Here is a 24,645-nt window from a genome sequence, read left to right on the forward strand (position 1 = left end):
CCCTCGGCTCCCAATGAGGGAACCCCCTAGGGGGTTGGGTAAGGGAAAACCCTCGGTCCCGTTCAGTTAACTCGTGCCGTGCTCAGCGCGCGCGCCGACCTGCGGCCAATCGGACGATGTCCACCCGTGATCGGATCCCCAGCTTCCGGTAGACCCGGGTCAGGGTAGCCTCCACCGTCTTGACGCTGATGAACAGCCGGGCGGCGATCTCCCGGTTGGTGGCGCCCTCCATGACCAGCGCGGCGACCTGACGCTCCATCGCGGCCAGCGCCTGGAGCGCGTCCAGCGCCTCCGGCACGGCGAGCGCCGGTTCCGGCTCGGGGGTGGTGCGGGATTCGTCCACCTGGCGCAACCAGGGCAGCGCCCGGCAGCGCCGGAACAGCCGGGTGGCCTCGTCGTACGCGGTGGACCCGGGGCGTCTGCCGCGCAGCCGGGCCAGCGCGAGCGCGGCCCGCGCCTCCTCCAGGCCATAGCCGAGCTTGCCGAGCCGGTCCTGAGCGGACGTCAGCTGGGCCAGGGCCGCGTCCGGGTCCCCCTGGGCGGCCCGCACCAGGGCCTCGGCGCGGTCCAGGACGGCGAGGACGCTCTCCCGGCCCAGCCGCAGGGCGTGCTCGCGGCTCGCGTCGATGACGTCCTTCGCCTCGGCCGGTTCACCGATGCGGACCAGCGCCTCGGCGAGGTCGCCCTGCCAGCGGCCGCGGGCCGGGTCGGTGATGCCGAGCCCCAGCTCCAGGCGGCGCACCCGGCGCAGCGAGCGGACGGTGCCCGCCGGGTCCCCGGCCACCAACTGGGCGTATCCGAGCGCGCCCAGGGCCCGGGAGAGGTACATCTGGTCGCCGTCCTCCTCGGCGTGCTCCACCGCCTCCCGGGCGAGCGCCAGGGCCCGGTCCACATCGCCGCCGGAGGCCTCCGCGAGCGAGGTGAGCATCGCCGAGGCGGTCTCGCCGATCCCGGAGTCCCGGGCCAGGCGCAGGCTCTCGCGGGCCAGCTCCAGGGCGCGCCCGCAGTGCCCGGCGCGCAGTTCGGTCTCGGCGAGCCCGCGCAGGAAGTGCACCTCGCTCTCCACCGAGCCGCGCCGGCGCACCTCGCGCAGCAGCGCGGTGACCGTGGCCCGGGCCTCGGCCAGCTGGTCGCCCATGACCAGCCAGCGGAACCGGGCGCTGCCCGCCCCGTTGTGGTGCCAGGCCACCCTCGGGTCCTGGGGCTCCTTCAGGGCGCGTTGGATGGTCCGGGGCGCCTCCGGGTGGCCCATCAGGGTCTCGGTCTGTGCCTGGAAGGCGAGGGAGAGCAGCTCGGTGCGCCGGTCCTTGCCGCGCGCGGCCAGCTCGGCGGCGTGCGCGGCGGCCTCGCGCGCCTCGGTGAAGCCGCCCTCCACGATCAGCGCCCGCCAGGCCAGCTGATAGTGCACCAGCGCCAGCAGCCGGGGGTCGTCGCCGGCGTCGGCCAGGGCCTGCGGGAAGACGGCCTCGACCTCGGCCATGGTGTGGCCGGCGCTGTCGATGACGATGATCCAGGCGCGCACCCGGTCGGCGGGGACGGTCGCCCGGGACAGCACCTCGCGGGCGATGTCCCGGGCCAGGTCCAGCTCGCCCGCGGTGATCGCGTCCTCGGCGGCCTGCAGCCGGCGCTCCTCCTGGCTCGGCACGCCGTCGCCGGGGGTGTGCCGGGCGGCCAGCAGCCCCAGGTGGGCGGCGACCGAGGGGGCGCCGCGGTCCCGGGCGAGGGCGGCGGCCTCGGCGAGCCGGGCGGCGACCTCCGGATCGGTGCCGGTGCTGGCCAGGGCCAGGTGCCGGGCCCGTTCGATCGGGTCGGAGGCGGCCGTGGACAGGGCCGCGTGCGCGGCGCGCCGCTCGTGCACGGGCGCCTCCGCGTACAGCGCGGCCGATATCAGGGGGTGCGCGAACCGTACGGCCGGGGCGTCGGGCTCGGTGGCCAGCAGCCCGAGTTCGGCCGCCTGGGCGCATTCGGCCTCGGCGTTCTCCCGGCCCGCCGCGTGCAGCAGCGCCGGGGTGGGGCGGGCGCCGGCGCTGGCCACCAGCAGGGTGCGGCGGGCCTCGACCGACAGCATGTCCAGGCGGCTGAGCACCAGGGCGCGCAGGCTGGTCGGCACCGGCAGCGGTTCGCCCGGCCGGGGCGGGGTGGGGCTCTCGGCGAGGGCGCGGCCGAGCTCCAGGGCGAACAGCGGGTTGCCGCCGCTGGTGCGGTGGATCTCACGCACGGTGGAGCGGGGCAGGCTGCCGTGGCCGCGGTGGTCGAGCAGCTGGGCGACCTGGGCGCGGGAGAGCGGGCCGAGCCGGACCGCGAGGGTGCCCGGCGGGCAGGCGCGCAAGTGCCGGTCGTACTCCTGGCTCTCCTGACCCTCGGTGCGCACCGCGCACAGCAGCTGTACCGGGGTGCCCTCCAGGCGGCGGGCGGCGAAGCCGAGCAGTTCGGCGCTGGCCGGGTCCAGCCACTGCAGATCGTCGGCGACGACGAGCACACCGCCCTGCGCGGCCAGCGCGCGCAGCGCGGAGAGCACCGCGAGGCGCAGGGCGAGGCCGTCGCGCTGGAGGCTGGACTCGCCGCGACCGGTGAGCGCCGACTCCAGGGCCGTGCGCTGGGCGACGGGCAGCCGGGGGGAGACGTCGTCGAGGACCAGGCCTAGGAGGTCGGCGAGGGCCAGGAAGGGGAGGTGGGATTCGGACTCGGTGGCGGAGCAGCGCAGGACGGTGCGCGCGGTGGCGCCGTATTCCTCGGCCAATGCCCGCAGGACGGTGGATTTCCCTATTCCGGCGGGACCGTGGAGCAGCACACTGCCGCCCGAGGCGAGTTGGTCACGGGCGCCGGCGAACAGTTCCTCGCGGCCGATGACCAGGTCGGGGCGGCACCTGGCAGGCTCCTGGAAGTCCCGTCGCACGGTCACCGCTCCCCTCGTGTGTCGTGTTCGGGCCAAATTCTAGGCAACGATCCCTGAAATTCGGACGGAAGCCGTGGTGAGGGAAATAACAAACGGTCAAGCATGAGGAAATTCAAGGCATCGCCGCTTGAATGGGAAAGTTTCCTCACTGCCCGGCGGCACAGCGCCGGACCGCCCGTCCTCACGGCAGCAGCCCCGCCCTGCGGGCCGCGGTCACCGCCTCCCCTCGGGTGTGCGCGCCCAGCTTCCGCATCGCCGAGCGCAGATAGCCCTTCACCGTCTCCGGGCTGAGGCCCAGCCGTTCGGCCACGGCCGCGTTGGTCGCGCCCGCCGCCACCCAGGACAGCACGTCCAGTTCGCGCGGCGCCAGTGTCACGCCCCCGGCCCGGGACGGCGCCGTCAGCAACCCGCAGGCCGCGAGCAGTTCGGCCCGCAGACCCGGATCGCCGATCCGGGGCGCCAGGGCCCGCAGCGCCGCATGCGCCTCCCGCACCTGCTCCCAGGCGGCACCCTGGTCGGTGGCGGCGGGCTCCGGCCGGACCGCCGCCAGCAGCCCCCGCGCCTCGTCCCGCACCACCAGCGTCTGCTCGACGTCCCGCGCGACGGCCATGGCCGCGCCCAGTGTGCGGTCGCCGAGCGGCTGGGGCGAGCGCAGCGCGCCGTAGAGCACCCCACGCACCCGGCGCCGTACGACGACCGGGACCGCGAGCACCGAGCGGATGCCCTCCGCGGCCACCGGGACGTCGTACTCGTGGCTGATCTGCCGGGAGCTGGAGTAGTCCGTCACCGCGCACGGCCGGGCCAGCGCCACCGCCTTGCCGCCGAGCCCGTTGCCGGAGGTCACCGCGAGCGAGCGCAGCGCGGCCGTGGTCGTGCCGCTCAGCTCGCTGATCCGGATCTGCGGCCGGCCGGACTCGACGAGGCCGCCGAAGGCGACGGGAAGCCCCGTCGCCCGCCGCAGCCGGGCCAGCGCGCCGCCGATCTCCACCGTCCCCGCCGCGTCTGCCGTCACCTGTCCGCCCCTTCCGCCCCCCACACCCCCGTTCGGGGGTAGTGAGACCCGCATCACGGATTAGACGATGCCAGAGAGCCGCCCGGCAATGGTCCGGTAATGAGGAGGAACCAGATGACGACGGCGACGGAGTTGTTCCGTGGGGCGCGGGACTTCCTGCTGGAGCACCGAGCGGACTATGCCGCCGCCTACGAGGGCTTCGCCTGGCCGCGGCCCGCGCACTTCAACTGGGCACTGGACTGGTTCGACGTGATCGCCGCCGGCAACGACCGGACCGCGCTGCACATCGTCGAGGAGGACGGCAGCGAGACCCGGCTGTCCTTCGCCGAACTGGCCGAGCGGTCGAACCGGGTCGCGAACCAGCTGCGCGCGCGGGGCGTCGCCGCCGAGGACCGCATCCTCGTCATGCTCGGCAACCAGGCCGAGCTGTGGGAGACCGCGCTGGCCGCGATGAAGCTGCGCGCGCTCGTCATCCCGGCCACCCCGCTGCTGGGCCCCGCCGATCTGCGCGACCGGGTGGACCGGGGCCGGGTGCGGCACGTGATCGTGCGGGCCGAGGACACCGCGAAGTTCGCCGACGTGCCCGGCGACTACACGCGCATCTCGGTCGGCGGCCCGCCGCAGCAGGGCTGGCAGCCGTACGAGGACGCGTACACGGCCCCTGCCGAGTTCGTCCCGGACGGCCCCACCCTGGCCGACGACCCGCTGATGCTCTACTTCACCTCCGGTACGACCGCCCGCCCCAAGCTGGTCGAGCACACCCACACCTCGTACCCGATCGGGCACCTGGCGACCATGTACTGGATCGGCCTGAAACCCGGTGATGTGCACCTGAACATCTCCTCGCCGGGCTGGGCCAAGCACGCCTGGTCCAATCTGTTCGCGCCGTGGAACGCCGAGGCGACCGTCTTCCTCTTCAACTACACCCGCTTCGACGCGGCCAGGCTGATGGCCGAGATGGACCGGGCCGGCGTGACCACCTTCTGCGCCCCGCCGACCGTGTGGCGCATGCTCATCCAGGCCGACCTGGGCCTCCTGCGCACCCCGCCGCGCGAGGTGGTGGCCGCCGGCGAGCCGCTCAACCCCGAGGTCATCGAGCAGGTCCGGCGGGCCTGGGGCGTCACCATCCGGGACGGCTTCGGGCAGACCGAGACCGCCGTGCAGGTCTCCAACAGCCCCGGCCAGGTGCTCAAGACCGGCTCCATGGGCCGGCCGAGCCCCGGCTACCGCGTCGAACTCCTCGACCCGGTCTCCGGCGCGCCCGGCGCCGCCGAGGGCGAGATCGCCCTGGACCTGTCCGAGCGTCCGGTCGGGCTGATGACCGGCTACCACGGCGACCCGGACCGTACGGCGGAGGCGATGGCGGGCGGTTACTACCGCACGGGGGACATCGCCACGCGGGACGAAGACGGATATCTCGTCTATGTCGGTCGTGCCGACGATGTCTTCAAGGCCAGTGACTACAAGATCAGCCCGTTCGAGCTGGAGAGCGCGCTGCTGGAGCACGAGGCGGTGGCCGAGGCGGCCGTCGTGCCCGCACCGGACGAGCTGCGGCTCGCGGTGCCGAAGGCGTACGTCGTCCTCGCCGAGGGCTTCGAGCCCGGTCCGGACGCCGCGAAGGCCATCTTCGAGCACTCCCGCCAGGTGCTGGCTCCCTACAAACGCATCCGCCGGCTGGAGTTCGGCGCGCTGCCCAAGACCGTCTCCGGCAAGATCCGGCGGATCGAGCTGCGCGAGGCGACGGCCCGGGGCTCTCGCGACGAGTACCGCGAGGAGGACTTCCGGTGAGCGCATCGCTGTCGTACACGCACGGAACCGGTTCCACCGCCCTGCTCGGCGACACCATCGGCGCCGCCCTCGACCGTACCGTGGCCGTCTGGCCGGACCGCGAGGCGCTGGTCGACGTGCCCTCCGGGAGGCGCTGGACGTACGCCGAATTCGCCGCCGACGTCGAGGAATTGGCGCAGGCGCTGGTCGCGAGCGGAGTCGGCAAGGGCGACCGGGTGGGCATCTGGGCGGTCAACTGCCCGGAGTGGGTCCTGGTCCAGTACGCCACCGCCCGCATCGGCGCGATCATGGTGAACATCAACCCGGCCTACCGCACCCACGAGGTCGAGTACGTGCTGGGCCAGGCCGGGATCTCCCTGCTGTTCGCCTCGCTGAGCCACAAGACCAGCGACTACCGCGCGATGGTCGAGCAAGTGCGCGGCGGGTGCCCGGCGTTGCGCGAGGTCGTGTACTTCGGCGACCCGAGCTGGGAGGCACTGCTCGGGCGGGGCACCGGTGATACCCCGTACGAGGAACTGTCCTGCGACGAGCCGATCAACATCCAGTACACCTCGGGCACCACCGGTTTCCCGAAGGGCGCCACCCTGTCCCACCACAACATCCTCAACAACGGTTACTTCGTCGGGGAGTTGCTCGGCTACGGCGAGCAGGACAGGATCTGCATCCCGGTGCCCTTCTACCACTGCTTCGGCATGGTGATGGGAAACCTCGCGGCCACCTCGCACGGCGCCTGCATGGTCATCCCGGCCCCGTCCTTCGAGCCGAGGGCCACCTTGGAGGCGGTGCAGCGGGAACGCTGTACGTCCCTGTACGGCGTGCCGACGATGTTCATCGCCGAGCTGAACCTCCCCGACTTCGCCACCTACGACCTCTCGACCCTGCGCACCGGCATCATGGCGGGCTCGCCCTGCCCGGTGGAGGTGATGAAGCGGGTCGTCGCCGAGATGCACATGGCGGAGGTCTCCATCTGCTACGGCATGACCGAGACATCCCCGGTGTCGCTGCAGACCCGCCGGGACGACGACCTGGAGCACCGCACCGGCACCGTCGGCCGCGTCCTGCCGCACCTGGAGGTCAAGGTCGTCGACCCGGCCACAGGAGTCACCCGACCGCGCGGCACGGCGGGGGAGTTGTGCACCCGCGGCTACAGCGTGATGCTCGGCTACTGGAACGAGCCCGAGAAGACCGCCGAGGCCGTCGACGCCGGACGCTGGATGCACACCGGGGACCTGGCGGTGATGCGCGAGGACGGGTACGTCGAGATCGTCGGCCGGATCAAGGACATGATCATCCGGGGCGGCGAGAACATCTACCCGCGCGAGATCGAGGAGTTCCTCTACGCCCACCCGAAGATCCGGGACGTCCAGGTCGTCGGGGTGCCGCACGAGACGTACGGCGAGGAGGTCCTCGCCTGCGTGATCCCGCACGACGCGGCCGACCGGCTCACCCTGGAGGAGCTGCGCGCCTTCTGCCGGGGCCGGCTCGCCCACTACAAGATCCCCAGCAGGCTCCGGCTCCTCGACTCCTTCCCGATGACGGTGTCCGGAAAGGTGCGCAAGGTCGAGCTGCGGGAGACGTACGGGGCGTGAGCCGGTGCCGGCACGGGGTGTGATCCCGCCTCCGCCGCTCGGCGGAGGCGGGATCGCCCGGCGGCCGGACGCGGCCGGGCGGCTGCGCGGGACAGCATCGGGCCTGTCGAGGAAAGCCCGGTTGCGAAGGAGTCCCGCCCATGGCCACGGCCACGCACGTCACCACCCGCCCCGCTCCCCGGACGACGGCGGACACCCCCCGGACCGCGCCGGACGTCCCCCGCTGGGCCCGGCGCGCCGCCGCCGCTGCCGTGTGGGTGAACCTGCCGTCCGGGCTGTGGCGCGTGGCGGTCGTGCTCGGGGTGCCGGTGGGGCTCGGTGACAGCGAGTACGACGCGATGCTGCTGCCGGGCTGGGGGCTGCTGCTCCTGCCCCTGCTCTCGTTCGCCCAGGAGGGCCTGGCCTCGCTGACGCTGGGACTGGTGCGACCGTGGGGCGAGACCTGGCCGCGATGGATCCCCGTCCTGGGCGGCCGGCGCATCCCCGTCCTCGCGGCCGTCGTGCCCGCCGCGCTCGGCGCGCTGGCCTGCTCGGTCTACGGGGTGCTGTTCGTCTGGACGACCCTGCACGCGCAGATGGACATCACCCCGTGGGGGGCATGGCTGCTGAACGCCTGCTACCTGCCGATCCTGGCCTGGGGGCCGCTGCTCGGCGCCGTCACCGTCCACTACTACAGGCGCCGCCGCACCCACGGCTGACCGTCCGGCGCGCCCACGGTGTTCAGGATGTCGGCCGGGTCGTTCATCGGCTGCGGGACGCCCGCGAGGTCCAGCACGAACAGCGGGATGCCCAGGGTGTTCGCACGGGCGCGGGCCGCGTCGGCGTAGCCGGCGAGGGAGAAGTACACACAGTCCGCGGACTCCGTCAACGCCGTCAGCCACAGGCACTCGACATCGCGCGGCGCCGCCGGACGCACCGTCGGGTCCACCTGGGCGAGGAGCCCGTGGGCGGCGAGCCCGATGCCGTTCGGGGGCCGCTGGTCGGCGCGGCGGATGTCCCGGTAGCCGAGCCAGCGCAGATAGAGCGCCGCAACGGTGACGGCGTCGCGGGCGGTGCGGATGGCGCGGGGCTGGAAGGCGGGGCGGTGGACGGGGGGCTCGGGTGCGCCCGCCGTCGACGGTATACCGCTGTCCGCGGACGGTGTATCGGAGTCTGTGGACGGTGTAGCGCCGTCCGCAGGCGACATACCGCGGTCTGTGAACGGCATGCCGCTGTCCGCCGGCGTCGACGGCGTACCTCCGTCTGTGGATCGCATACCGCTGCCCGTCGACGGCATGCCGCCATCTGCAGATCGCATACCGTCATCCGTCGGCGGTATCGGCGTCACCGGGATCCGCAGGACCGTGCCGCACGAGCAGCCCAGCTCCGGCTGCGGCCACAGATTGCGGCGCCCGCAGTCGGCGCACGGCACGGAGATCCACTCGTCGTCCCAGGCCCGGTGGGCCGCGACGGCCGGTTCGGCGGCGGGATCCAGCCGCGGGGTGGTGGGCGCGCCGCAGGCGCACGGATACGCCGGTGCGGTGTAGACGTGCTCGCGCCGGCAGGCCGGGCAGCGCACCGGCACGCTCTCGGGCATGGCCACTCCAGGCGTCGCTTCGGGACGGCGGTGCCATCGTCCTCCCGCGGACCTGTGCTTGTCCGTCGCTTCGCACAGTCGACGAGGCCCGGTTGCCCTCTCTTGACGGTCCTGGCACGCCCACTTACATTGATTCCAGATAGTAGAAATTACTTTCCGCAATACGGAAGTACTCGCGGCGGGGCGCGACGGGAGTACGCATCCGACAGCCGAAGCAGGAGTACTCGATGGCCCGTATGACCGCTGCCCGCGCGGCAGTTGAGATCCTCAAGCGCGAGGGCGTCACCGACGCCTTCGGTGTGCCGGGCGCGGCGATCAACCCGTTCTACAAGGCCCTCAAGGAGGGCGGCGGGATCAACCACACCCTCGCCCGCCATGTCGAGGGCGCCTCGCACATGGCTGAGGGATACACCCGCACCAAGCCGGGCAACATCGGCGTCTGCATCGGCACCTCCGGCCCGGCCGGCACCGACATGATCACCGGCCTGTACTCGGCCATCGGTGACTCCATCCCGATCCTGTGCATCACGGGCCAGGCGCCCACCAGCGTGATCCACAAGGAGGACTTCCAGGCCGTCGACATCGCCTCGATCGCCAAGCCGGTCACGAAAATGGCGGTCACCGTCCTGGAGGCCGCGCAGGTCCCCGGAGTCTTCCAGCAGGCCTTCCACCTGATGCGCTCCGGCCGTCCCGGCCCGGTCCTGATCGACCTGCCGATCGACGTCCAGCTCACCGAGATCGAGTTCGACCCGGAGACGTACGAGCCGCTGCCGGTCTACAAGCCGGCCGCCACCCGTGCCCAGATCGAGAAGGCGATCTCGTTCCTGCTGGCGTCCGAGCGACCGGTCATCGTCGCCGGCGGCGGCATCATCGGCGCCGACGCCTCCGACCTGCTGGTGGAGTTCGCCGAGCTGACCGGGACCCCGGTCATCCCGACCCTGATGGGCTGGGGCACGCTGCCGGACGACCACGAGCTGAACGCCGGCATGGTCGGCGTGCAGACCTCGCACCGGTACGGCAACGCCAACTTCCTGGAGTCGGACTTCGTCCTCGGCATCGGCAACCGCTGGGCCAACCGCCACACCGGCTACAAGCTCGACGTCTACCGCGGCGACCGCAAGTTCGTCCACGTCGACATCGAGCCCACGCAGATCGGCAAGATCTTCCCGCCGGACTACGGTGTCGTCTCCGACGCCAAGGCCGCGCTGGAGCTGTTCGTCGAGGTGGCGAAGGAGCTGAAGGCGGAGGGCAAGCTCCCCGACCGCGCCGACTGGGTCGCCTCGACGCAGGAGCGCAAGGCGGGTCTTCTGCGCCGTACGCACTTCGACAACGTGCCCATGAAGCCCCAGCGCGTGTACGAGGAGATGAACAAGGCCTTCGGCCCGGACACCCGGTACGTCACCACCATCGGCCTCTCCCAGATCGCCGGCGCGCAGATGCTGCACGTCTACAAGCCGCGCCACTGGATCAACTGCGGCCAGGCCGGCCCGCTCGGCTGGACCATCCCGGCCGCGATCGGCGTCGCCAAGGCCGACCCGGAGGCCCCGGTCGTCGCCCTGTCCGGCGACTACGACTTCCAGTTCATGATCGAAGAGCTGGCGGTCGCCGCCCAGCACAAGGTCCCCTACGTCCACGTCCTGGTGAACAACGCCTACCTGGGCCTGATCCGCCAGGCGCAGATCGGCCTGGACATCAACTTCCAGGTCAACCTGGAGTTCGAGAACATCAACACTCCGGAGATCGGCGTCTACGGCGTGGATCACGTCAAGGTCGCCGAGGGCCTGGGCTGCAAGGCGATCCGGGTCACCGAGCCGGACCAGCTGGGCGCGGCCTTCGAGGAGGCCAAGAAGCTGGCCGCCGAGTACCAGGTGCCGGTCGTCGTCGAGGCGATCCTGGAGCGGATCACCAACATCTCGATGAGCCGCACGATGGACATCAGCGACATCTCCGAGTTCGAGGAGCTGGCCACCGAGCCGGGCCACGCACCGACGTCGATCAAGCCGCTGAAGGTCTGACAAGCCACCGCAGGCTGACCGCCACGCACACCAAGGGCGGCCCGTCCCCTCGGACGGGCCGCCCTTTCGCGTCCCCCGTGCGTCCCCCGTGCGTCCCCCGTTGTCGGGCCCGCCGCCCCCGTGCCGGCGGGCCCCTGGTGCACGTAATCTGCCCTGACACGGGGGCGGTTGAAGCCTCCATCCCGGTCTTCAGAGCTTCATTTGAGGATGGCGTAGCCCGTCTCGACCACCGCCGTACGCCCAGCCGCTAGAACTCGTGCTCCGACAGCCCGGGCCAGTCGTCGGGTCCGCCGCCCTGCCACTCGATGAGATCGCTCTCCTCGACCTCGATCCGGTCCAGATCGGCCAGCCGCAGGATCTCCACGACGTCATCCAGGTGCGAGGCGATCCCCAGCGTCACGTCGCCCTCGGTGACCCGCCGGGACCCGTCCAGGGCGGGGGAGTGGACCACGATGTGCGGGTACTGCGTATTGCTCATGTGTTCAGCGTGCGGCGGATGCGGCGGACCCGCACGCCGGCCCCGTACAGCACGAAGCGCTCCCCCTGGGCGGGGGAGCGCTTCGTGTTCGTATGGTGGCCGTCCGGCGGCGCGAGGCTGGCTGGGCGCGACAGGTCGTTCGCGCTGCCGGACGGAGCGGTTGGCCCCCGTGCCGGGGGCTGGGTGGGACCGCGGCGGTGTGCGACGGAGCCCGGGACCCTTCCCTCTGGTCGAGAAGGGGACTCGGTCCTTCACCACCGCACTGGCTCGCACGCCGCCGCGGTCCTCGCCCTGCCCGCGCCCACCGCCGCACGACCACCCCTCATCCGGGCCGTACGGCGTGCCGCGCGGGCCGCGTGCGGATCCTGACCTCCCGTCAGATTCCGTACGCTGCTTGCGGGTTCCCGGTCTCAGTCCTCGCGCAGGGCGCGGACCGCCTCCTCCACGCGCTTGCCGTACTCCGGGTCGGCGGCGTGGAAGTGGGCCAGGTTCTTCTCGATCACGTCGTCGCGGGAGACCTGCGAGAGGCCGCCGGCGATGTTCGCGACGAGGCGGGACTTCTCGTCCTCCGACATCAGGCGGTACAGCTCGCCCGCCTGGAAGAAGTCGTCGTCCTTGGTGTGCAGGGGGGCGGAGTGGTTGCCCGTGTGGCCGGACACCGCCAGGGGGGCCGCCAGGGGGCGGCCGGTCTCCGCCGGGCCGTCGTAGGAGTTCGGCTCGTAGTTCTTGGCGTGGCGGCCCTGGGCGTTGCTCGCCATGAGACCGTCGCGGCCGTAGTTCTGGGCACCGCCCGGAACCGCCCTGGGGGCGTTCACGGCGAGCTGGGTGTGGTTGACGCCCAGGCGGTAGCGGTGCGCGTCCGCGTAGGCGAACAGCCGGCCCTGGAGCATCTTGTCCGGGGACGGGCCGATGCCGGGAACGAAGTTGTTCGGCGAGAACGCGGCCTGCTCGACCTCGGCGAAGACGTTGTCCGGGTTGCGGTCGAGGACCAGACGGCCCACGCGCTGCAGCGGGTAGTCCTTGTGCGGCCACACCTTGGTCAGGTCGAACGGGTTGAAGCGGTAGTCCGCCGCCTCGGCCGCCGGCATGATCTGGACGTAGAGGGTCCAGGACGGGTGCACCCCGCGCTCGATCGCCTGCAGCAGGTCCGTCTGGTGGGAGTTGGGGTCCTTGCCCGCGAGCTCCGCGGCCTGCTCGCTGCTCAGCGAGCGGATGCCCTGGTTCGTCTTGAAGTGGTACTTGACGAAGAAGGCCTCGCCCTGCGCGTTCGTCCACTGGTAGGTGTGCGAGCCGTAGCCGTTCATGTGCCGGTACGACGCCGGGATACCGCGGTCGCCCATCAGCCAGGTCACCTGGTGCGTGGCCTCGGGGGCGTGCGCCCAGAAGTCCCAGACGTTGTCCGGCTCCTGCTTGCCGGTGAACGGGTCCCGCTTCTGCGAGTGGATGAAGTCGGGGAACTTGATCGGGTCCTTGATGAAGAACACCGGGGTGTTGTTGCCGACGAGGTCGTAGTTGCCCTCCTCGGTGTAGAACTTCAGCGCGAAACCGCGCGGGTCACGGACGGCGTCCGCGCCGCCGAGCGAGTCGGCGACCGTGGAGAAGCGCAGGAACACCTCGGTGCGCTTGCCGATCTCGCTGAGGAAGTCGGCGTGGGTGTAGCCGGTGACGTCGTCCGTCACCTCGAAGTGGCCGTATGCGCCGGAACCACGGGCGTGCACCACGCGCTCCGGGATCCGCTCGCGGTTGAAGCGCGCGAGCTTCTCCAGGAGGTGCTGGTCCTGGAGCAGGAGCGGGCCGCCGACGCCGGCGGAGGCTGAGTTCTGGTTGTCGGCGACCGGGGCGCCGGACTCTGTCGTGAGCACGCGCTTCGACATCGTGGACCTTCCGTGCGGTGGCAGCGGAAACCTGTTTCCGCTTTGTGGAGCCTAGAAGTCTTCTGGAGCCTAGAAGTGGGACAATCGCACGTCAACAGTTTGTTGAAGACGATCTGAAGGTGGTTCCGGGCGGCGCCGGCGCCTGGGCGCGACAGGACAGGTGTCAGCGGCGGCGCCGCCCGGAAGTCTGTGGGGCTCGGCTCAGACCTGGGCGCCGGAGAGGCGCTCCACGGCCCGCAGCAGGGCCGAGTGGTCCAGGCCACCGTCGCCCTGGGCGCGCAGCGAGGCGACCAGCTGGGCGACCACGGCACCGACCGGCAGGGCGGCGCCGACGTTGCGGGCGGCGTCGGTGACGATGCCCATGTCCTTGTGGTGCAGGTCGATGCGGAAGCCCGGCTTGAAGTCGCGGTTCAGGAAGTTGTCCTTCTTCCGCGTGAGCACGGTCGAGCCCGCGAGACCGCCGTTGAGGACGTCGAGGGCGGCCTGCAGGTCCACGCCCGACTTCTCCAGGAAGACCACGGCCTCGGCGCACGCCTGGATGTTCACGGCGACGATCAGCTGGTTGGCCGCCTTCACGGTCTGGCCGGAGCCGTGCGGACCGCACAGCACGATGGTCTTGCCTAGCGCCTCGAGGATCGGCTTGGCTTGGTCGAAGTCGGCCTGCTCACCGCCGACCATGATCGACAGTACGGCCTCGATGGCGCCGGCCTCACCGCCGGACACCGGGGCGTCCAGCACCCGGATGCCCTTGTCCTTGGCGGCGGCGGCCAGGTCGACGGAGGTCTGCGGGGTGATCGAGGACATGTCGATCAGCAGGGCGCCCTGCTTGGCGTTCTCCAGGATGCCGTCGGGGCCGTAGGAGATGGCCTCGACGTGCGGGGAGGCGGGCACCATCGTGATGACCACGTCGGCGTCGCGCACGGCCTCGGCGATCGAGGAGGCGGCCGTACCGCCGGCGGCGGCCAGACGGTCCAGCTTGTCCTGCTCCAGCGTGAAGCCGGTGACCTGGTAGCCCGCCTTGATCAGGTTCTCGGACATGGGGGAGCCCATGATGCCGAGGCCGATCCAGGCAATCGCCGGGCGGGTCGGGTGGGAAGAAGCTGCGAGGTTGCTGCTCATGATTGGGGGTGCCTCTCTCAACTGCTCTGCAAAGTCGGGGGGTTCGGCGCGAGGATCAGCGCGCGGAGCGCGCTTCGCGCGGGAGCCACTCGAAGGACTCGGCGCTCGGGCGGTCGCCGGCCTTGTACTCCAGGCCGACCCAGCCGTCGTAACCGGCCTTCCTCAGCTGGTCGAGCAGCTCCTCGAGCGGGAGCGAGCCCGTGCCGGGGGCGCCGCGGCCGGGGTTGTCGGCGATCTGGACGTGGCCCGTCTTCGCCGCGTACTGCTCGATCACCGAGGGCAGGTCCTCGCCGTTCATGGACAGGTGGTACAGGTCCATCAGGAACTTCGCGTTCCCGAGTCCCGTCGCCTCGTTGACCTTGTCCACGATCTCGATGGCCTTCGGCGCGCTCACGATCGGGCACTTCGGCGACTCGGGCTGGTTCAGCGCCTCGATCAGCAGGATCGCGCCGACCCGGTCGGCCGCCCGCGCCGCGAGGGCCAGGTTCTCCAGGGCGAGCGCGTCCTGCTCGGCCGGGTCCACGCCCTCGGCGCGGTTGCCGTAGAGCGCGTTGAGCGCCGTGCAGCCGAGGGAGGCGGCGAAGTCGGCGGCCACGTCGATGTTGGCGCGGAACTTCTCCGACTCCTCACCGGGGATCGACAGGGCGCCGCGGTCCGGGCCCGGCAGCTGTCCGGCGTAGAAGTTCAGGCCCGTGAGCTGGACGCCCGCGTCCTCGATCGCCTTCTTCAGGGCGTCGAGCTCGGACTGCTCGGGGGTGGGGGAGTCGACCCAGGGCCACCACAGCTCGACCGCCGTGAAGCCCGCCGCGGCGGCGGCCGCGGGGCGCTCCAGGAGCGGGAGTTCCGTGAAGAGGATCGACAGGTTGACGTTGAAGCGCTGGTCTGCAAATCCCACGGGGGCGGCGCTCCCTTCCCTGTAATTCCGTAATTCCATATTGCGGAAGTTTGTTTCTGCTTAATGGAAGATTGCCTGTGAGGGGGCGGGGCTGTCAAGAGAGCCCACGAAAAAGTGCCCCCGCGCGTACTGCGCGGGGGCACTCGGGGGCCTGGTCAGAGGGCGTCGACGCCGCTCACCTTCCAGCCGTCGGAGGTGCGGGTGAGCGTCATCCGCACCCGGTTCAGGTCCAGCCGGGGCCCCGAGACCTGGGTGCTCTCGGTGACCTGGTTGACGAAGAGCAGGACGACGGCCTTGTCCGGCGTGGCCGACACCACGGAGGCCGCCGGGTCGCCGCCGTCGGTCGGTGTCGCCACCGTCGCCCGCACCACGCCGTGGTACTTCGTCGCGGTCGGCGCGACCACCGTCTTCGTGGTCCTGCCGTACTGGTCGCGGAAGTGCCCGGTCAGGAGGGCGCGGGCCCGGGAGAAGTCGCGGTCCAGATGCCGGTAGTCGTACGACAGCACGACCGGCGCCGCCTTCCGCGCGGCCGCGAGGGCCTCGCCACGGGCCTGCTCCGCCTGCCGCCCCTGCCGGTACTGCCATCCGAGTACGGCGGCCACGACCAGCCCCGCCACGAGAACGACCCCGAGCACCGCCGTGAGCACGCGCTGCCCGGCCCGGTGCGGGAGCGCGCTCTGCTCGCTCGCCGCGCCTTCTTCGGGGTTCTCCTCCTCGACCGGCTCGGGCTCCGGCGGGTCGTCCCGGCCGGCCTGCGGTGGCTCGATGAGCCGGGTGCGGCCGGCGGGTGGCTCCTCCGCCGGGCCGACGGCCGTACGGGCGCCGTGCCCGGGGTGTGCCGGCCGCTCCGCGCGCTTGGCCGCCGCGCGGGCGGCCGCGGTCAGGGTGCGGCGGGCCGGGGATCCGGTGCCGCGGATACGGGAGGTCGGGTTCGCCACGGTGTCTCTCCTCAACTCTGGGTCAGCCCACGAACGCGACGTCGGAGGTCAGCCAGCGGCCGCCCACGCGCACGAGGTCGAGCTGGAGCCGGTAGGTGCGCGCCTGACCCCCGGGCACGGCGGTGTTGGTCACCTTGCTGTCGGCCACGACCAGCACCCGGGCCGAGCGCTCGCCGGAGCGCACGATGCCCGCTTCCAGGACCTGCCCCTGGGACACCGACTTGTTCTGGGCGACGAGCTTCGTCAGCTGCGCCGTCTGCGCGGCGAACTGCTTCTTGAAGTCGCCGGTGGCGCCCTCGAGCACGGTGCGGCTGTCCCGGTCGTAATGCCGGTAGTCGAGCGAGGTGAAGTTCAGTGCCGACTGACGGGCGGCCGACAGGATGTCCTGGCGGCGCTGGTCCACCTCCCGCCGGCCGGACAGACCCAGGCCCAGCCACCCGCAGAGCACGGCCGTCGCCACGGTCGCGGCGACGAGCACCACCGGCAGCCGCTTCACACGCCCTCCTCTCATGCCATCGGTCCCACGAGCAGCCATTGCCACGACTCCCTTCCGAACACGGTCTGTTCGCCGCCCGTGGAGCCGATCTCGACGGGCGTTCCGTCCGGGCCGGTCACGGTGCCGGTCTCCGGGTCGTACGGGGCCACGAACGCGGCCCGGTCGGCGCTGTAGGGACTCCTCGTCGCGCCGGGGGCGTTCTGCGCGCCGCGCACCGACGTCTTGCTGCCGCGCGGTGCCGTGCAGTGTGCCCCGGTGTTCGCCGGGCGGGTGCCGGTGTCGGCGGGGTCGCGCCGCTGGGTGCCGTAGCCCTGGGTGCACGCGGGCGGGTCGCCGGCGTTCACGGTCAGCCCGAAGTGCGTGGTGCCGTCGCCGGGGATCACCGTGTAGCTGCCCGCGACATTGAGCGGGAGCGTGACCAGGGCCTGCTCGACGCCGGGCAGCCGGGCCACGGTGACCTGGCCGCCGCTGATGAGGTTGGCCAGCAGGACCGGCACCTGCGGCCGGGTCGACTTCAGCAGGGAGTCGAGCTGCTGCGTGGCGGGCACCGTGTTGCCGATCAGCCGGCGCAGATCCCCGTCGCTCGACTTCAACTGCTCGGTGAGCGTGGCCAGATCACGGGAGAACGACTTGATCGCAGAGCCCTGGTCGGCCTGGGTCCTGAGCACCTTCCGCGAGTCCTCGATCAGCGAGACCGTCTGCGGGAGCGACTGCGACGCCGACTCCACCAGCGCGTTGCCGGAGTCCACCAGACGGCTCAGGTTCGGCCCGGTGCCGGAGAACGCCTTGCCCAGCTCGTCGACGGTGACCCGCAGATCGTCCTTGCCGACCGAGTTGACCAGCCGGTCCAGGCTGAGGACCAGGTCGGTGACCGGCAGCGGGGTCCGGGTGCGGCCGCGCGGGATCGAGCTGCCGTCCATCAGGTACGGCCCCCCCGACCGCCGCGGCTGGAGGTCGACGTACTGCTCGCCCACCGCCGAACGGTCGGCGACCACGGCGAGCGTGTCCGCCGGGATCCTCGGGGCGCCGTCCGCGATCTTCAAGGCCACCGAGACCCCGGACCCGGCGAGCCGCAGATCGCCCACGCGGCCCACCGGCACACCGCGGTAGGTGACTTCGGCTCCGGGGAAGACGCCCCCGGACTCGGCGAAGTCGGCGCGCACGGTGTAACCGCGGCCGAGGGCGTCGTCCACCAGGCCCGTGTACCGGGCGCCGACGTACGACACCCCGAGGGCGGTGACGGTCGCGAAGGCGAGCAGCTGGGCCCTGACCGTACGTGTGATCACGACAGCATCCCCTTCAGCATCAGCTCGGCGAGACCGAGGTCGACCCCGGGCGGGAGGCGACGCGAGCCGTCCCCGGTGCCGTAGGCGGCGGTGCACACCGGCGGACACAGCAGGGTGCTGCCGTCGGAAGGCCGCGAGGGCTGCGAGGGCGTCGAGGGCAGCGAGGGCACGGACGGCGTGGACGGCAGGGACGGGGTGGACGGGAGAGACGGGAGCGACGGGGTCGGGGTGGGGACGCCGGGCAGGTGCGGCGTCCCCGGCTTCTTGGAGCCCTCGCCCGGCTTGCCGGTGAGGTTGCCGTAGAGGCCCGTCAGGTCCAGGTCGGCCGTGATCTTCAGGTTGACGTAGTCGCCCTTGATCGCGTCGGTGGCGTTGCGCGGGAACGGGTAGGTGGTCAGCAGCTCCAGGGAGTTGGGCAGGTCGTCACCCGCCTTGTTCAGCTGCTGCAGGATGGGCCGCAGCTGCTTCAGGTTGGCCACGGTGTCGTCGCGGGAGGCGTTCACCACCTTGGTGCCGGTCCTGCCGAGCCCGGACAGGGCGGTGAGCATCCTCGTCAGGTCCTTGCGCTGGTCGGCGAGGGCCTTCAGGGCGGGTGGCATGGTGTCGACGGCCAGGGCGATCGTCCTCTTCTCCTTCTTCAACCGCTTGGCCAGCCGGTCGACGCCCTTGAGGGCGCGGACGATCTGAGCCCGCTGGTCGTCGAGGCCGCCGAGGAACGTGTCGAGCTGCTTCAGCAGGGACCTGACCCGGTCCGTACGGCCGTTCAGCGCCTTGTTCAGCTCGACGGTGATCGTTTTCAGCTGGGCCACCCCACCGCCGTTGAGCAGGGCGGACAGGGCCGACAGCACCTCCTCGACCTCCGGGTTGCGGCCGCTGCGGGAGAGCGGGACGCGGTCGCCGTCGCGGAGCCGTCCCACGGGCCGCGCGCCGGTCGGGGCGGACAGGGCGACGTACTTCTCGCCGAGCATGCTCGTCTGCCTCAGGTCGGCGACCGCGTTGCCGGGCAGCTTCACCGAGTCGGCGATCCGCAGCCGCACGCGCGCGTGCCAGCCGTCCAGCTCCACCTTCTCGACCGAGCCCACGGTGACGTTGTCGACCTTCACCGCCGACTGCGGCACCAGGTCCAGTACGTCCCTGAACTCGACGGTGACGTGGTAGGCGTGGCCGTCCGAGGCTGCGCCGCCGGGGAGCGGGACGTCGTACCAGCCGTTGAACTCGCAGCCGGTCAGCAGCAGCGAGCCGACCGCCGTCCAGGCCGCCGCGTGTCCCAAGCGCTGTGTGCTCATGCCTGTGCCCCCAGGATTCCACCGAGGGTCTTGTCGACCGTGCCCGTCGCCGCCGGGGTCGACGGCACCTTGGGCAGGGAGCCGAAGAGCTTCTTCAGACCCGCACAGTTGTCGTGGTCGTCCCCGGTCGTCTTCAGCAGCGAGCAGAGCAGGGACGCCGGGTCCTGCGGTGTCTGCGCGTTGTTGCGGGTGTCGAGGGTGCCGGCGACGGGGTTGTAGGCGTTCTGCAGGTTCGACAGGCCCGTGGGGGCGACGGTCAACAGCTCCTCCAGTGCGGCCCGTTGGGTGACGAGGACCTTGGTGACCTTGGCCAGGCCCGTGACGTCCGAGGTCAGTGCCTTCTTGTTGCCCTTCACGAAGCCGGACACGTCACCGAGCGCGGCGGCCAGGTACTTCAGCGCGGCCGCGAGATCCTTGCGCTCACCGGCGAGCTGCCCGGCCACGTCGGCGAGGTCGGTGTCGAACGACCGCACGCCGGTGTCGTCCGCCGCCAGCGCGGCCGTGAACACCTGCAGGTTGCGCACGGTCCCGAACAGGTCGCCGCGCCCGTCGGACAGCGTGGTGACCGCCTGGGAGAGGTCCTCGACCGTCTGGTTGAGGTTCTTCCCCTGCCCCCGCAGGTTGTCCGCGCTCACCCCGAGCAGCCGGGACAGTGAGCCTTTCTTGTTGGCGCCGTTCGGGCCGAGTGCCTCGGCGGTGGTGTGCAGGCTGTCGAAGATCCGGTCCAGCTCCACCGGGACGGCCGTACGGGACTCGGGGATGACGTCGCCGTCCCGCAGCACCGGGCCCTTCCGGTACACCGGCAGCAGCTGCACGTAACGGTCGCTGACCACCGAGGAGTTGACGATGGCGGCCTGGGCGTCCGCGGGGACCTTGCGGCCCCGGTCGAACTCCAGCTCCACCCGCACCCGGCCGCCCTCCGGCGTGATCTTCCCGACCTCGCCGATGCGGACTCCGAGGACGCGGACGTCGGAGCCGGGGTAGATGCCGACGGTGCGCGGGAAGTACGCCGTGACCCGGACGGGGTCGGAGCCCGGCCACAGGACGACGGCGAGGCCGGTGACGACCACGAGCGCGGTGAACAGGGCCAGGAGTCTGCGGCGGGTCATCGGGTGCCTCCCGTCCGTGGCGTGACCGGGGCGGCGACCAGGTTCTGCACATAGGAGTCGAACCAGCGGCCGTTGCCCAGGGTGTTGGTGAAGAGCCGCACGTAGGGGGCGAGCAGCCGGACGCTGCGGTCGAGGCTCGCCTGGTTGCGTTCGAGCATCCGCACGAAGGTGTTGAGGTTCTTCAGGGCGGGCCCGATCTCCTTGCTGTTGTCGTCGACCAGGCCGGACAGCTCGATGCCCAGCAGCGCGGAGCTCGCGAGCAGCTTGTGGATCGCCGCGCGCCGGTCGCCGATCTCCTTGAACAGCGCGTCGCCGTCCTTCACCAGCGCGGAGAAGTCCTTGGTGTGGTCGGCCAGCACCTTGGTGACGCCGTTCGCGTGGTCGAGGAGTCCGCGCAGCGCCTTGTCACGGGAGGCGACGGTCCTGGAGATCCGCGACAGTCCCGTGATCGACGCCCGCACCTCGGCGGGCGAGTCCTGGAAGGTGACGGAGATCGTGTCCATCGCCTTCGCGAGCCGGTCCGTGTCGACCTCCTCGGTGGTGGTCGTGAGGTCGCTGAAGGCCTGCACGACGTCGTACGCCGACACCGTTCGCGCGATCGGGATCTCACTGCCGGGCCGCAACTGCCCGGGCCCCTTCGGATACAGGGCCAGGTACTTCGCGCCGAGGATCGTCTTGACCCGGATCGACGCGCCCGTGTCGGTGCCGAACGCCGGGTGGCCCTTCACCTTGAAGCTGACCTTGACGTGGTCGCCGTCCAGGCCGACGTCCTCGACCTTGCCGACCTTGACCCCGGCGATCCGCACCTCGTCGCCCGGCTTGAGCCCGCCGGCCTCCGAGAAGGCCGCGCTGTACGTGTCGCCGCCACCGATCAGCGGCAGGCTGTCGGCGTTGAACGCGGCGACCGTGAGCAGCGCGAGGACGGTGAGGCCGACGGCGCCGACGACGACGGGGTTGCGCTCACGGAAGGGCTTCAGGCGCGGGCGCCGCAGCCGGATCGCGGGCAGCCTCGGTGGCAGGACGCGCACTCTCACGAGGGGCTCGGGGCGGGCCGGGCGCCGGGGCAGCAGCCGGGAAAGCGGCGGCAGCTTGGGCGGTTTCGGCAGCTTCGGCGGCAGGACCCGCACCTTCACCAGCGGCTCGGGGCGACGCCGCCGTACGACACGCAGCCTCATCCGCCACACCTCGCCCGTGCCACGTGCAGCTCCGGGGTGATCACCTGCTTCGTCTTCGGCAGCACGATCCGGCCGTCGAAGTCGCAGAGGTAGAAGTTGAACCAGGAGCCGTAGGACGCGGTCCCGGTCAGTCCGTTCAGCTTGTTCGGCAGCCGCTTCAGGACGCCCTCCACGGTGTTCTCGTTCTTGTTCAGCGTTCCGGTGAGCTCGCCGAGCCCGGCGATGTCGTCCTTCAGTGGTGGACGTGCGTCCTTCAGCAGCCCCGACGTGACGTCCGTGAGGTCGCCGATGCTCACCAGGGACTCCCCGATGGGCTTGCGGTCGGCGGACAGCCCCGAGATCACCCGGCGCAGCTGTGTGAGCAGCCCGGAGAAGCGGGAGCCGCGCTTGTCGAGCGTCTCCAGGACGGTGTTGAGGTTGTCGATCACCGAGCCGATCAGCCGGTCGCGGTCGGCGAGGGTCGTGGTGAGCGAGGCCGTGTGCGCGAGCAGGCTGTTCACCGTGCCGCCCTCCCCCTGGAGGGTCTGGACGATCTCGGTGGCGAGCTGGTTGACATCGTTCGGGCTGAGCGCGGCGAACAGCGGCTTGAAGCCGTTCAGCAGCGCGTTGAGGTCCAGCGCCGGCTGGGTCCGGGACAGCGGGATGGTGCCGCCGGGCCGCAGCCGGGCGGAGGCGTCGCCGGTGCCCTCGGTCAGTGCGATGTACCGCTGCCCGACCAGGTTGCGGTAGCGGACGACCGCGTGGGTGGAGGTCAGCAGCGGCCGCCGCGCGGTGACGGAGAACGTGACCTCGGCCAGGGTCCGGTCCTTGACCCGGATGTCCTCGACCTCTCCGACCCGCACCCCGGCCACCCGGATGTCGTCGCCGGCCTCCAGCCCCGTCACGTCGGAGAACACCGCGTGGTAGGTGTCCTTCGGGGTGAAGGAGATGTTGACGATGGTGGCGGCGAGCAGGGCCGTCGCCGCGATCGTGACCAGTGCGAAGAGGCTGAACTTGATCAGCGGGGCGGCGGTCTGCCGGGCTCCTGCCCTGCTCATACGACACTCACCGCCGTTCCGCGCGCGAGCGGCCCGAACAGCAGGGTCGTGACGGGCGGCACCTCGTCCGCGGGGACGCCCATGACGGGGGCGACGAGCGAGCCGACGGCCCGCTGCTCGGCCCGGGTGGCGGACACGTTGACTCCTCCGGGAAGTGCGCTGCCGGAACCTCCGGCCGATGTACCGTCGTCGAGATGGGGTTTCGGCCCCGGCACCTGCGGATGCGGCAGACCGCGGCAGTTCGGTCCCGACCGCTCGCCGTACACCGGCTCCTCGCCGGGCTGGTACGCCCCCTGCGGCCGGACGACCTCGAGGGTGATCCGCATCTCGCCGCCCCGGAACGCGTCCTCCGACGCCTTCTCCTGCCGGACCAGGCCCGAGAACAGGCACGGGTACTCGGGGGAGTAGCGGGCGAAGAGTTCCAGCGTGGGGCGGGAGACCCGGCCCAGGGTGATCAGCCGGTCGCCGTTCTCGGCGAGGAAGTCGTTTGCCGTGCCCGCCACGGAGGCGGTCGAGCGCAGCGCGGCGGCCAGCCGGTCCCGCTTCTCGACGATCGTCCGGCTGGTGGTGACCGTGTTGCGCAGGATCCGCATCAGGTCGGGCGCGGCGTCGCCGTAGACCTCGGCGACGTCGGCGAAGCGCGAGATGTCCTCCTTGATCGACGGCAGATGGGGGTTGAGCCGGCGCAGATAGCCGTCGACCCGGGCGAGGTTGCCGCCGATCCGGTCGCCGCGGCCCTCCAGCGCGGTCGCGAACGCCGAGAGCGTGGCGTTGAGTTCACCCGGCCGGACGGTGCGCAGCAGCGGCAGCAGGTCGTTCATCAGCTGCTGCACCTCGATGCCGGTCCTCGTGCGGTCCTGGGTGATGACGTCCCCGGCGCGGATGGGCCGGGCCGAGGAGTGGGCCGGGGCGACGAGGTCGACGTACTTCTCGCCGAACAGCGTCTTGGGCAGCAGCCGGGCGTGCACGTCGGCGGGGATGTACGCGACGTACTGCGGCTTGAGCGCGATGTCGAGGGTCGCCTTCGTGCCGTCGGCGTGCACCTCGCGCACCTCGCCGACCAGCAGTCCGCGCAGTTTGACGTCGGCGCGCGGATCCAGCTGGTTGCCGAGGGTGCCGGCCTCCAGGGTGATCGGTACGACGGAGGTGAACGCCTGCCGGTAGACGGCCACGGCGAGCGACAGCAGCAGCGCGAGCACGGCGAGGAACGTGATGCCGTACAGCCTGAGTCTCAGCGTTCTCACCGGCTCACCCCGCGATCCGTACGGTCGTGTTGGCGCCCCAGATCGCGAGGCTCAGGAAGAAGTCCAGGACGTTGATGGCGACGATGGACGTCCGCACCGCCCGGCCCACCGCGACGCCGACGCCCGCCGGACCGCCGCTCGCGTAGTAGCCGTAGTAGCAGTGCACCAGGATGATCAGCACGGCGAAGACGATCACCTTGCCGAAGGACCACAGGACGTCCACCGGCGGCAGGTACTGCTGGAAGTAGTGGTCGTAGGTGCCCGTCGACTGCCCGTAGTAGCCGGTGGTGATGGTGCGGGCGGCGAGGTACGAGGACAGCAGCCCGATCACGTACAGCGGGATCACCGCGACGAAGCCGGCGATCATCCGTGTCGTCACCAGGAACGGCAGCGACGGGACGCCCATCACCTCCAGCGCGTCGGTCTCCTCGCTGATGCGCATCGCACCGAGCTGCGCGGTGAACCCGGCGCCGACCGTCGCGGACAGGGCGAGGCCGGCCACCAGCGGGGCGATCTCCCGGGTGTTGAAGTACGCCGACAGGAACGCCACGAAGTTGGAGGTGCCGAGCTGGTTCAGGGCCGCGTAGCCCTGGAGGCCGACCTCGGTGCCGGTGAAGAAGGACAGGAAGGCGATCACGCCGACCGTGCCGCCGACGACGGCGAGTGCACCGCGGCCGAAGCTGACCTCGGCGAGCAGCCGCAGGGTCTCCTTCTTGTAGCGGCGCAGGGTGCGGCCCGTCCACGCGAGCGAGCGGCCGTAGAAGGAGAGTTGGGTGCCCAGCTCTTCGAGGGAGCGCAGTGGGCGGTCGAGGACTTTGTGTGGTCGCATCGG

Annotated in this window: 20 protein-coding genes; 4 read left to right on the forward strand and 16 right to left on the reverse strand. The window is 71.5% G+C overall.

The genetic code is table 11. The features are described 5' to 3' along the window. Positions 1-82: 82 nt before the first annotated feature. Both ACWC0C_RS05060 and ACWC0C_RS05065 read right to left on the reverse strand, forming a co-directional pair. Positions 83-2,902: an AAA family ATPase gene (locus tag ACWC0C_RS05060; RefSeq protein WP_449194629.1), complete on the reverse strand. Its 2,820-nt coding sequence runs from the start codon at positions 2,900-2,902 to the stop codon at positions 83-85. A 175-nt stretch (positions 2,903-3,077) separates the two neighbouring features. After that, positions 3,078-3,908 carry a response regulator transcription factor gene (locus ACWC0C_RS05065; protein ID WP_450861670.1) on the reverse strand — a complete coding sequence of 277 codons (831 nt, stop codon included), beginning with the start codon at positions 3,906-3,908 and terminating at the stop codon, positions 3,078-3,080. A gap of 114 nt (positions 3,909-4,022) precedes the next feature. Between ACWC0C_RS05065 and ACWC0C_RS05070 the strand changes: the two genes are divergently transcribed. The 3 genes from ACWC0C_RS05070 to ACWC0C_RS05080 all read left to right on the forward strand — a co-directional run bounded on the left by ACWC0C_RS05070 (position 4,023) and on the right by ACWC0C_RS05080 (position 7,983). After that, complete coding sequence (locus ACWC0C_RS05070; RefSeq protein ID WP_450861672.1) at positions 4,023-5,696, forward strand: AMP-binding protein; 1,674 nt, start codon at positions 4,023-4,025, stop codon at positions 5,694-5,696. Further along, positions 5,693-7,285: an AMP-binding protein gene (locus ACWC0C_RS05075; protein ID WP_450861674.1), complete on the forward strand. Its 1,593-nt coding sequence runs from the start codon at positions 5,693-5,695 to the stop codon at positions 7,283-7,285. The genes ACWC0C_RS05070 and ACWC0C_RS05075 overlap by 4 nt, the downstream gene beginning before the upstream one ends. Before the next feature lie 140 nt (positions 7,286-7,425). Continuing rightward, the gene (locus ACWC0C_RS05080; RefSeq protein ID WP_450861676.1) at positions 7,426-7,983 is read left to right on the forward strand and encodes a hypothetical protein; all 558 of its coding nucleotides are present in this window, start codon (positions 7,426-7,428) and stop codon (positions 7,981-7,983) included. On the opposite strand, the gene ACWC0C_RS05085 is transcribed toward ACWC0C_RS05080, so the two are convergent. Continuing rightward, complete coding sequence (locus ACWC0C_RS05085) at positions 7,956-8,861, reverse strand: hypothetical protein (protein WP_450861678.1); 906 nt, start codon at positions 8,859-8,861, stop codon at positions 7,956-7,958. The genes ACWC0C_RS05080 and ACWC0C_RS05085 overlap by 28 nt on opposite strands. Positions 8,862-9,088: 227 nt before the next feature. Here ACWC0C_RS05085 and gcl point away from each other — a divergent pair, with 227 nt between their 5' ends. After that, positions 9,089-10,876, forward strand: a complete 1,788-nt coding sequence (gcl, locus tag ACWC0C_RS05090; RefSeq protein ID WP_449194623.1) for a glyoxylate carboligase — start codon at positions 9,089-9,091, stop codon at positions 10,874-10,876. Between the two features lie 247 nt (positions 10,877-11,123). Here gcl and ACWC0C_RS05095 read toward each other — a convergent pair whose 3' ends face one another. From ACWC0C_RS05095 to ACWC0C_RS05155, 13 genes are all read right to left on the reverse strand, one after another. After that, positions 11,124-11,354 (reverse strand): hypothetical protein, encoded by a 231-nt coding sequence (locus ACWC0C_RS05095; protein ID WP_449194622.1) that lies wholly within the window; start codon positions 11,352-11,354, stop codon positions 11,124-11,126. Positions 11,355-11,764: 410 nt separating this feature from the next. Beyond that, positions 11,765-13,228 (reverse strand): catalase, encoded by a 1,464-nt coding sequence (locus ACWC0C_RS05100; RefSeq protein ID WP_449194621.1) that lies wholly within the window; start codon positions 13,226-13,228, stop codon positions 11,765-11,767. Positions 13,229-13,429: 201 nt separating this feature from the next. Next, positions 13,430-14,347, reverse strand: coding sequence for a 2-hydroxy-3-oxopropionate reductase (locus ACWC0C_RS05105; RefSeq protein ID WP_449194620.1), 918 nt, complete (start codon positions 14,345-14,347; stop codon positions 13,430-13,432). Positions 14,348-14,402: 55 nt separating this feature from the next. Next, entirely contained in the window at positions 14,403-15,242 is an 840-nt protein-coding gene (locus ACWC0C_RS05110; RefSeq protein ID WP_449194619.1) for a TIM barrel protein, read from the reverse strand. A gap of 155 nt (positions 15,243-15,397) precedes the next feature. Beyond that, positions 15,398-16,180, reverse strand: a complete 783-nt coding sequence (locus ACWC0C_RS05115; RefSeq protein ID WP_450861682.1) for a hypothetical protein — start codon at positions 16,178-16,180, stop codon at positions 15,398-15,400. Between the two features lie 22 nt (positions 16,181-16,202). Then, on the reverse strand, positions 16,203-16,715 hold the full coding sequence (locus ACWC0C_RS05120) for a hypothetical protein (protein ID WP_450861684.1): 513 nt from the start codon (positions 16,713-16,715) through the stop codon (positions 16,203-16,205). Next, positions 16,688-17,962 carry an MCE family protein gene (locus ACWC0C_RS05125; protein ID WP_450861685.1) on the reverse strand — a complete coding sequence of 425 codons (1,275 nt, stop codon included), beginning with the start codon at positions 17,960-17,962 and terminating at the stop codon, positions 16,688-16,690. Before ACWC0C_RS05125 ends, ACWC0C_RS05120 begins: the two co-directional genes overlap by 28 nt. Further along, a complete protein-coding gene (locus ACWC0C_RS05130; RefSeq protein ID WP_450861687.1) occupies positions 17,959-19,248 on the reverse strand; it encodes an MCE family protein in 1,290 nt (429 codons plus the stop codon). Before ACWC0C_RS05130 ends, ACWC0C_RS05125 begins: the two co-directional genes overlap by 4 nt. Then, entirely contained in the window at positions 19,245-20,357 is a 1,113-nt protein-coding gene (locus tag ACWC0C_RS05135; protein WP_450861689.1) for an MCE family protein, read from the reverse strand. Before ACWC0C_RS05135 ends, ACWC0C_RS05130 begins: the two co-directional genes overlap by 4 nt. Continuing rightward, positions 20,354-21,532, reverse strand: a complete 1,179-nt coding sequence (locus tag ACWC0C_RS05140) for an MCE family protein (RefSeq protein WP_450861691.1) — start codon at positions 21,530-21,532, stop codon at positions 20,354-20,356. Before ACWC0C_RS05140 ends, ACWC0C_RS05135 begins: the two co-directional genes overlap by 4 nt. Then, entirely contained in the window at positions 21,529-22,569 is a 1,041-nt protein-coding gene (locus tag ACWC0C_RS05145; RefSeq protein WP_449194612.1) for an MCE family protein, read from the reverse strand. The genes ACWC0C_RS05140 and ACWC0C_RS05145 overlap by 4 nt, the downstream gene beginning before the upstream one ends. Then, positions 22,566-23,813 carry an MCE family protein gene (locus tag ACWC0C_RS05150; protein ID WP_450861693.1) on the reverse strand — a complete coding sequence of 416 codons (1,248 nt, stop codon included), beginning with the start codon at positions 23,811-23,813 and terminating at the stop codon, positions 22,566-22,568. The genes ACWC0C_RS05145 and ACWC0C_RS05150 overlap by 4 nt, the downstream gene beginning before the upstream one ends. 4 nt (positions 23,814-23,817) lie before the next feature. Continuing rightward, positions 23,818-24,642: an MlaE family ABC transporter permease gene (locus ACWC0C_RS05155; protein ID WP_449194610.1), complete on the reverse strand. Its 825-nt coding sequence runs from the start codon at positions 24,640-24,642 to the stop codon at positions 23,818-23,820. Between the last annotated feature and the right edge of the window lie 3 nt (positions 24,643-24,645).

Source organism: Streptomyces sp. NPDC001709 (assembly GCF_053596375.1).

Bases quoted from the DNA above. Each gene is read 5' to 3' on its own strand.
- ACWC0C_RS05140 (WP_450861691.1), bottom strand. From the start codon at position 21,532: ATGAGGCTGCGTGTCGTACGGCGGCGTCGCCCCGAGCCGCTGGTGAAG.
- ACWC0C_RS05085 (WP_450861678.1), bottom strand. From the start codon at position 8,861: ATGCCCGAGAGCGTGCCGGTGCGCTGCCCGGCCTGCCGGCGCGAGCAC.
- ACWC0C_RS05135 (WP_450861689.1), bottom strand. From the start codon at position 20,357: ATGACCCGCCGCAGACTCCTGGCCCTGTTCACCGCGCTCGTGGTCGTC.
- ACWC0C_RS05145 (WP_449194612.1), bottom strand. From the start codon at position 22,569: ATGAGCAGGGCAGGAGCCCGGCAGACCGCCGCCCCGCTGATCAAGTTC.
- ACWC0C_RS05100 (WP_449194621.1), bottom strand. From the start codon at position 13,228: ATGTCGAAGCGCGTGCTCACGACAGAGTCCGGCGCCCCGGTCGCCGAC.
- ACWC0C_RS05130 (WP_450861687.1), bottom strand. From the start codon at position 19,248: ATGAGCACACAGCGCTTGGGACACGCGGCGGCCTGGACGGCGGTCGGC.
- gcl (WP_449194623.1), top strand. From the start codon at position 9,089: ATGGCCCGTATGACCGCTGCCCGCGCGGCAGTTGAGATCCTCAAGCGC.
- ACWC0C_RS05095 (WP_449194622.1), bottom strand. From the start codon at position 11,354: ATGAGCAATACGCAGTACCCGCACATCGTGGTCCACTCCCCCGCCCTG.
- ACWC0C_RS05070 (WP_450861672.1), top strand. From the start codon at position 4,023: ATGACGACGGCGACGGAGTTGTTCCGTGGGGCGCGGGACTTCCTGCTG.
- ACWC0C_RS05105 (WP_449194620.1), bottom strand. From the start codon at position 14,347: ATGAGCAGCAACCTCGCAGCTTCTTCCCACCCGACCCGCCCGGCGATT.
- ACWC0C_RS05155 (WP_449194610.1), bottom strand. From the start codon at position 24,642: ATGCGACCACACAAAGTCCTCGACCGCCCACTGCGCTCCCTCGAAGAG.
- ACWC0C_RS05120 (WP_450861684.1), bottom strand. From the start codon at position 16,715: ATGGCTGCTCGTGGGACCGATGGCATGAGAGGAGGGCGTGTGAAGCGG.
- ACWC0C_RS05080 (WP_450861676.1), top strand. From the start codon at position 7,426: ATGGCCACGGCCACGCACGTCACCACCCGCCCCGCTCCCCGGACGACG.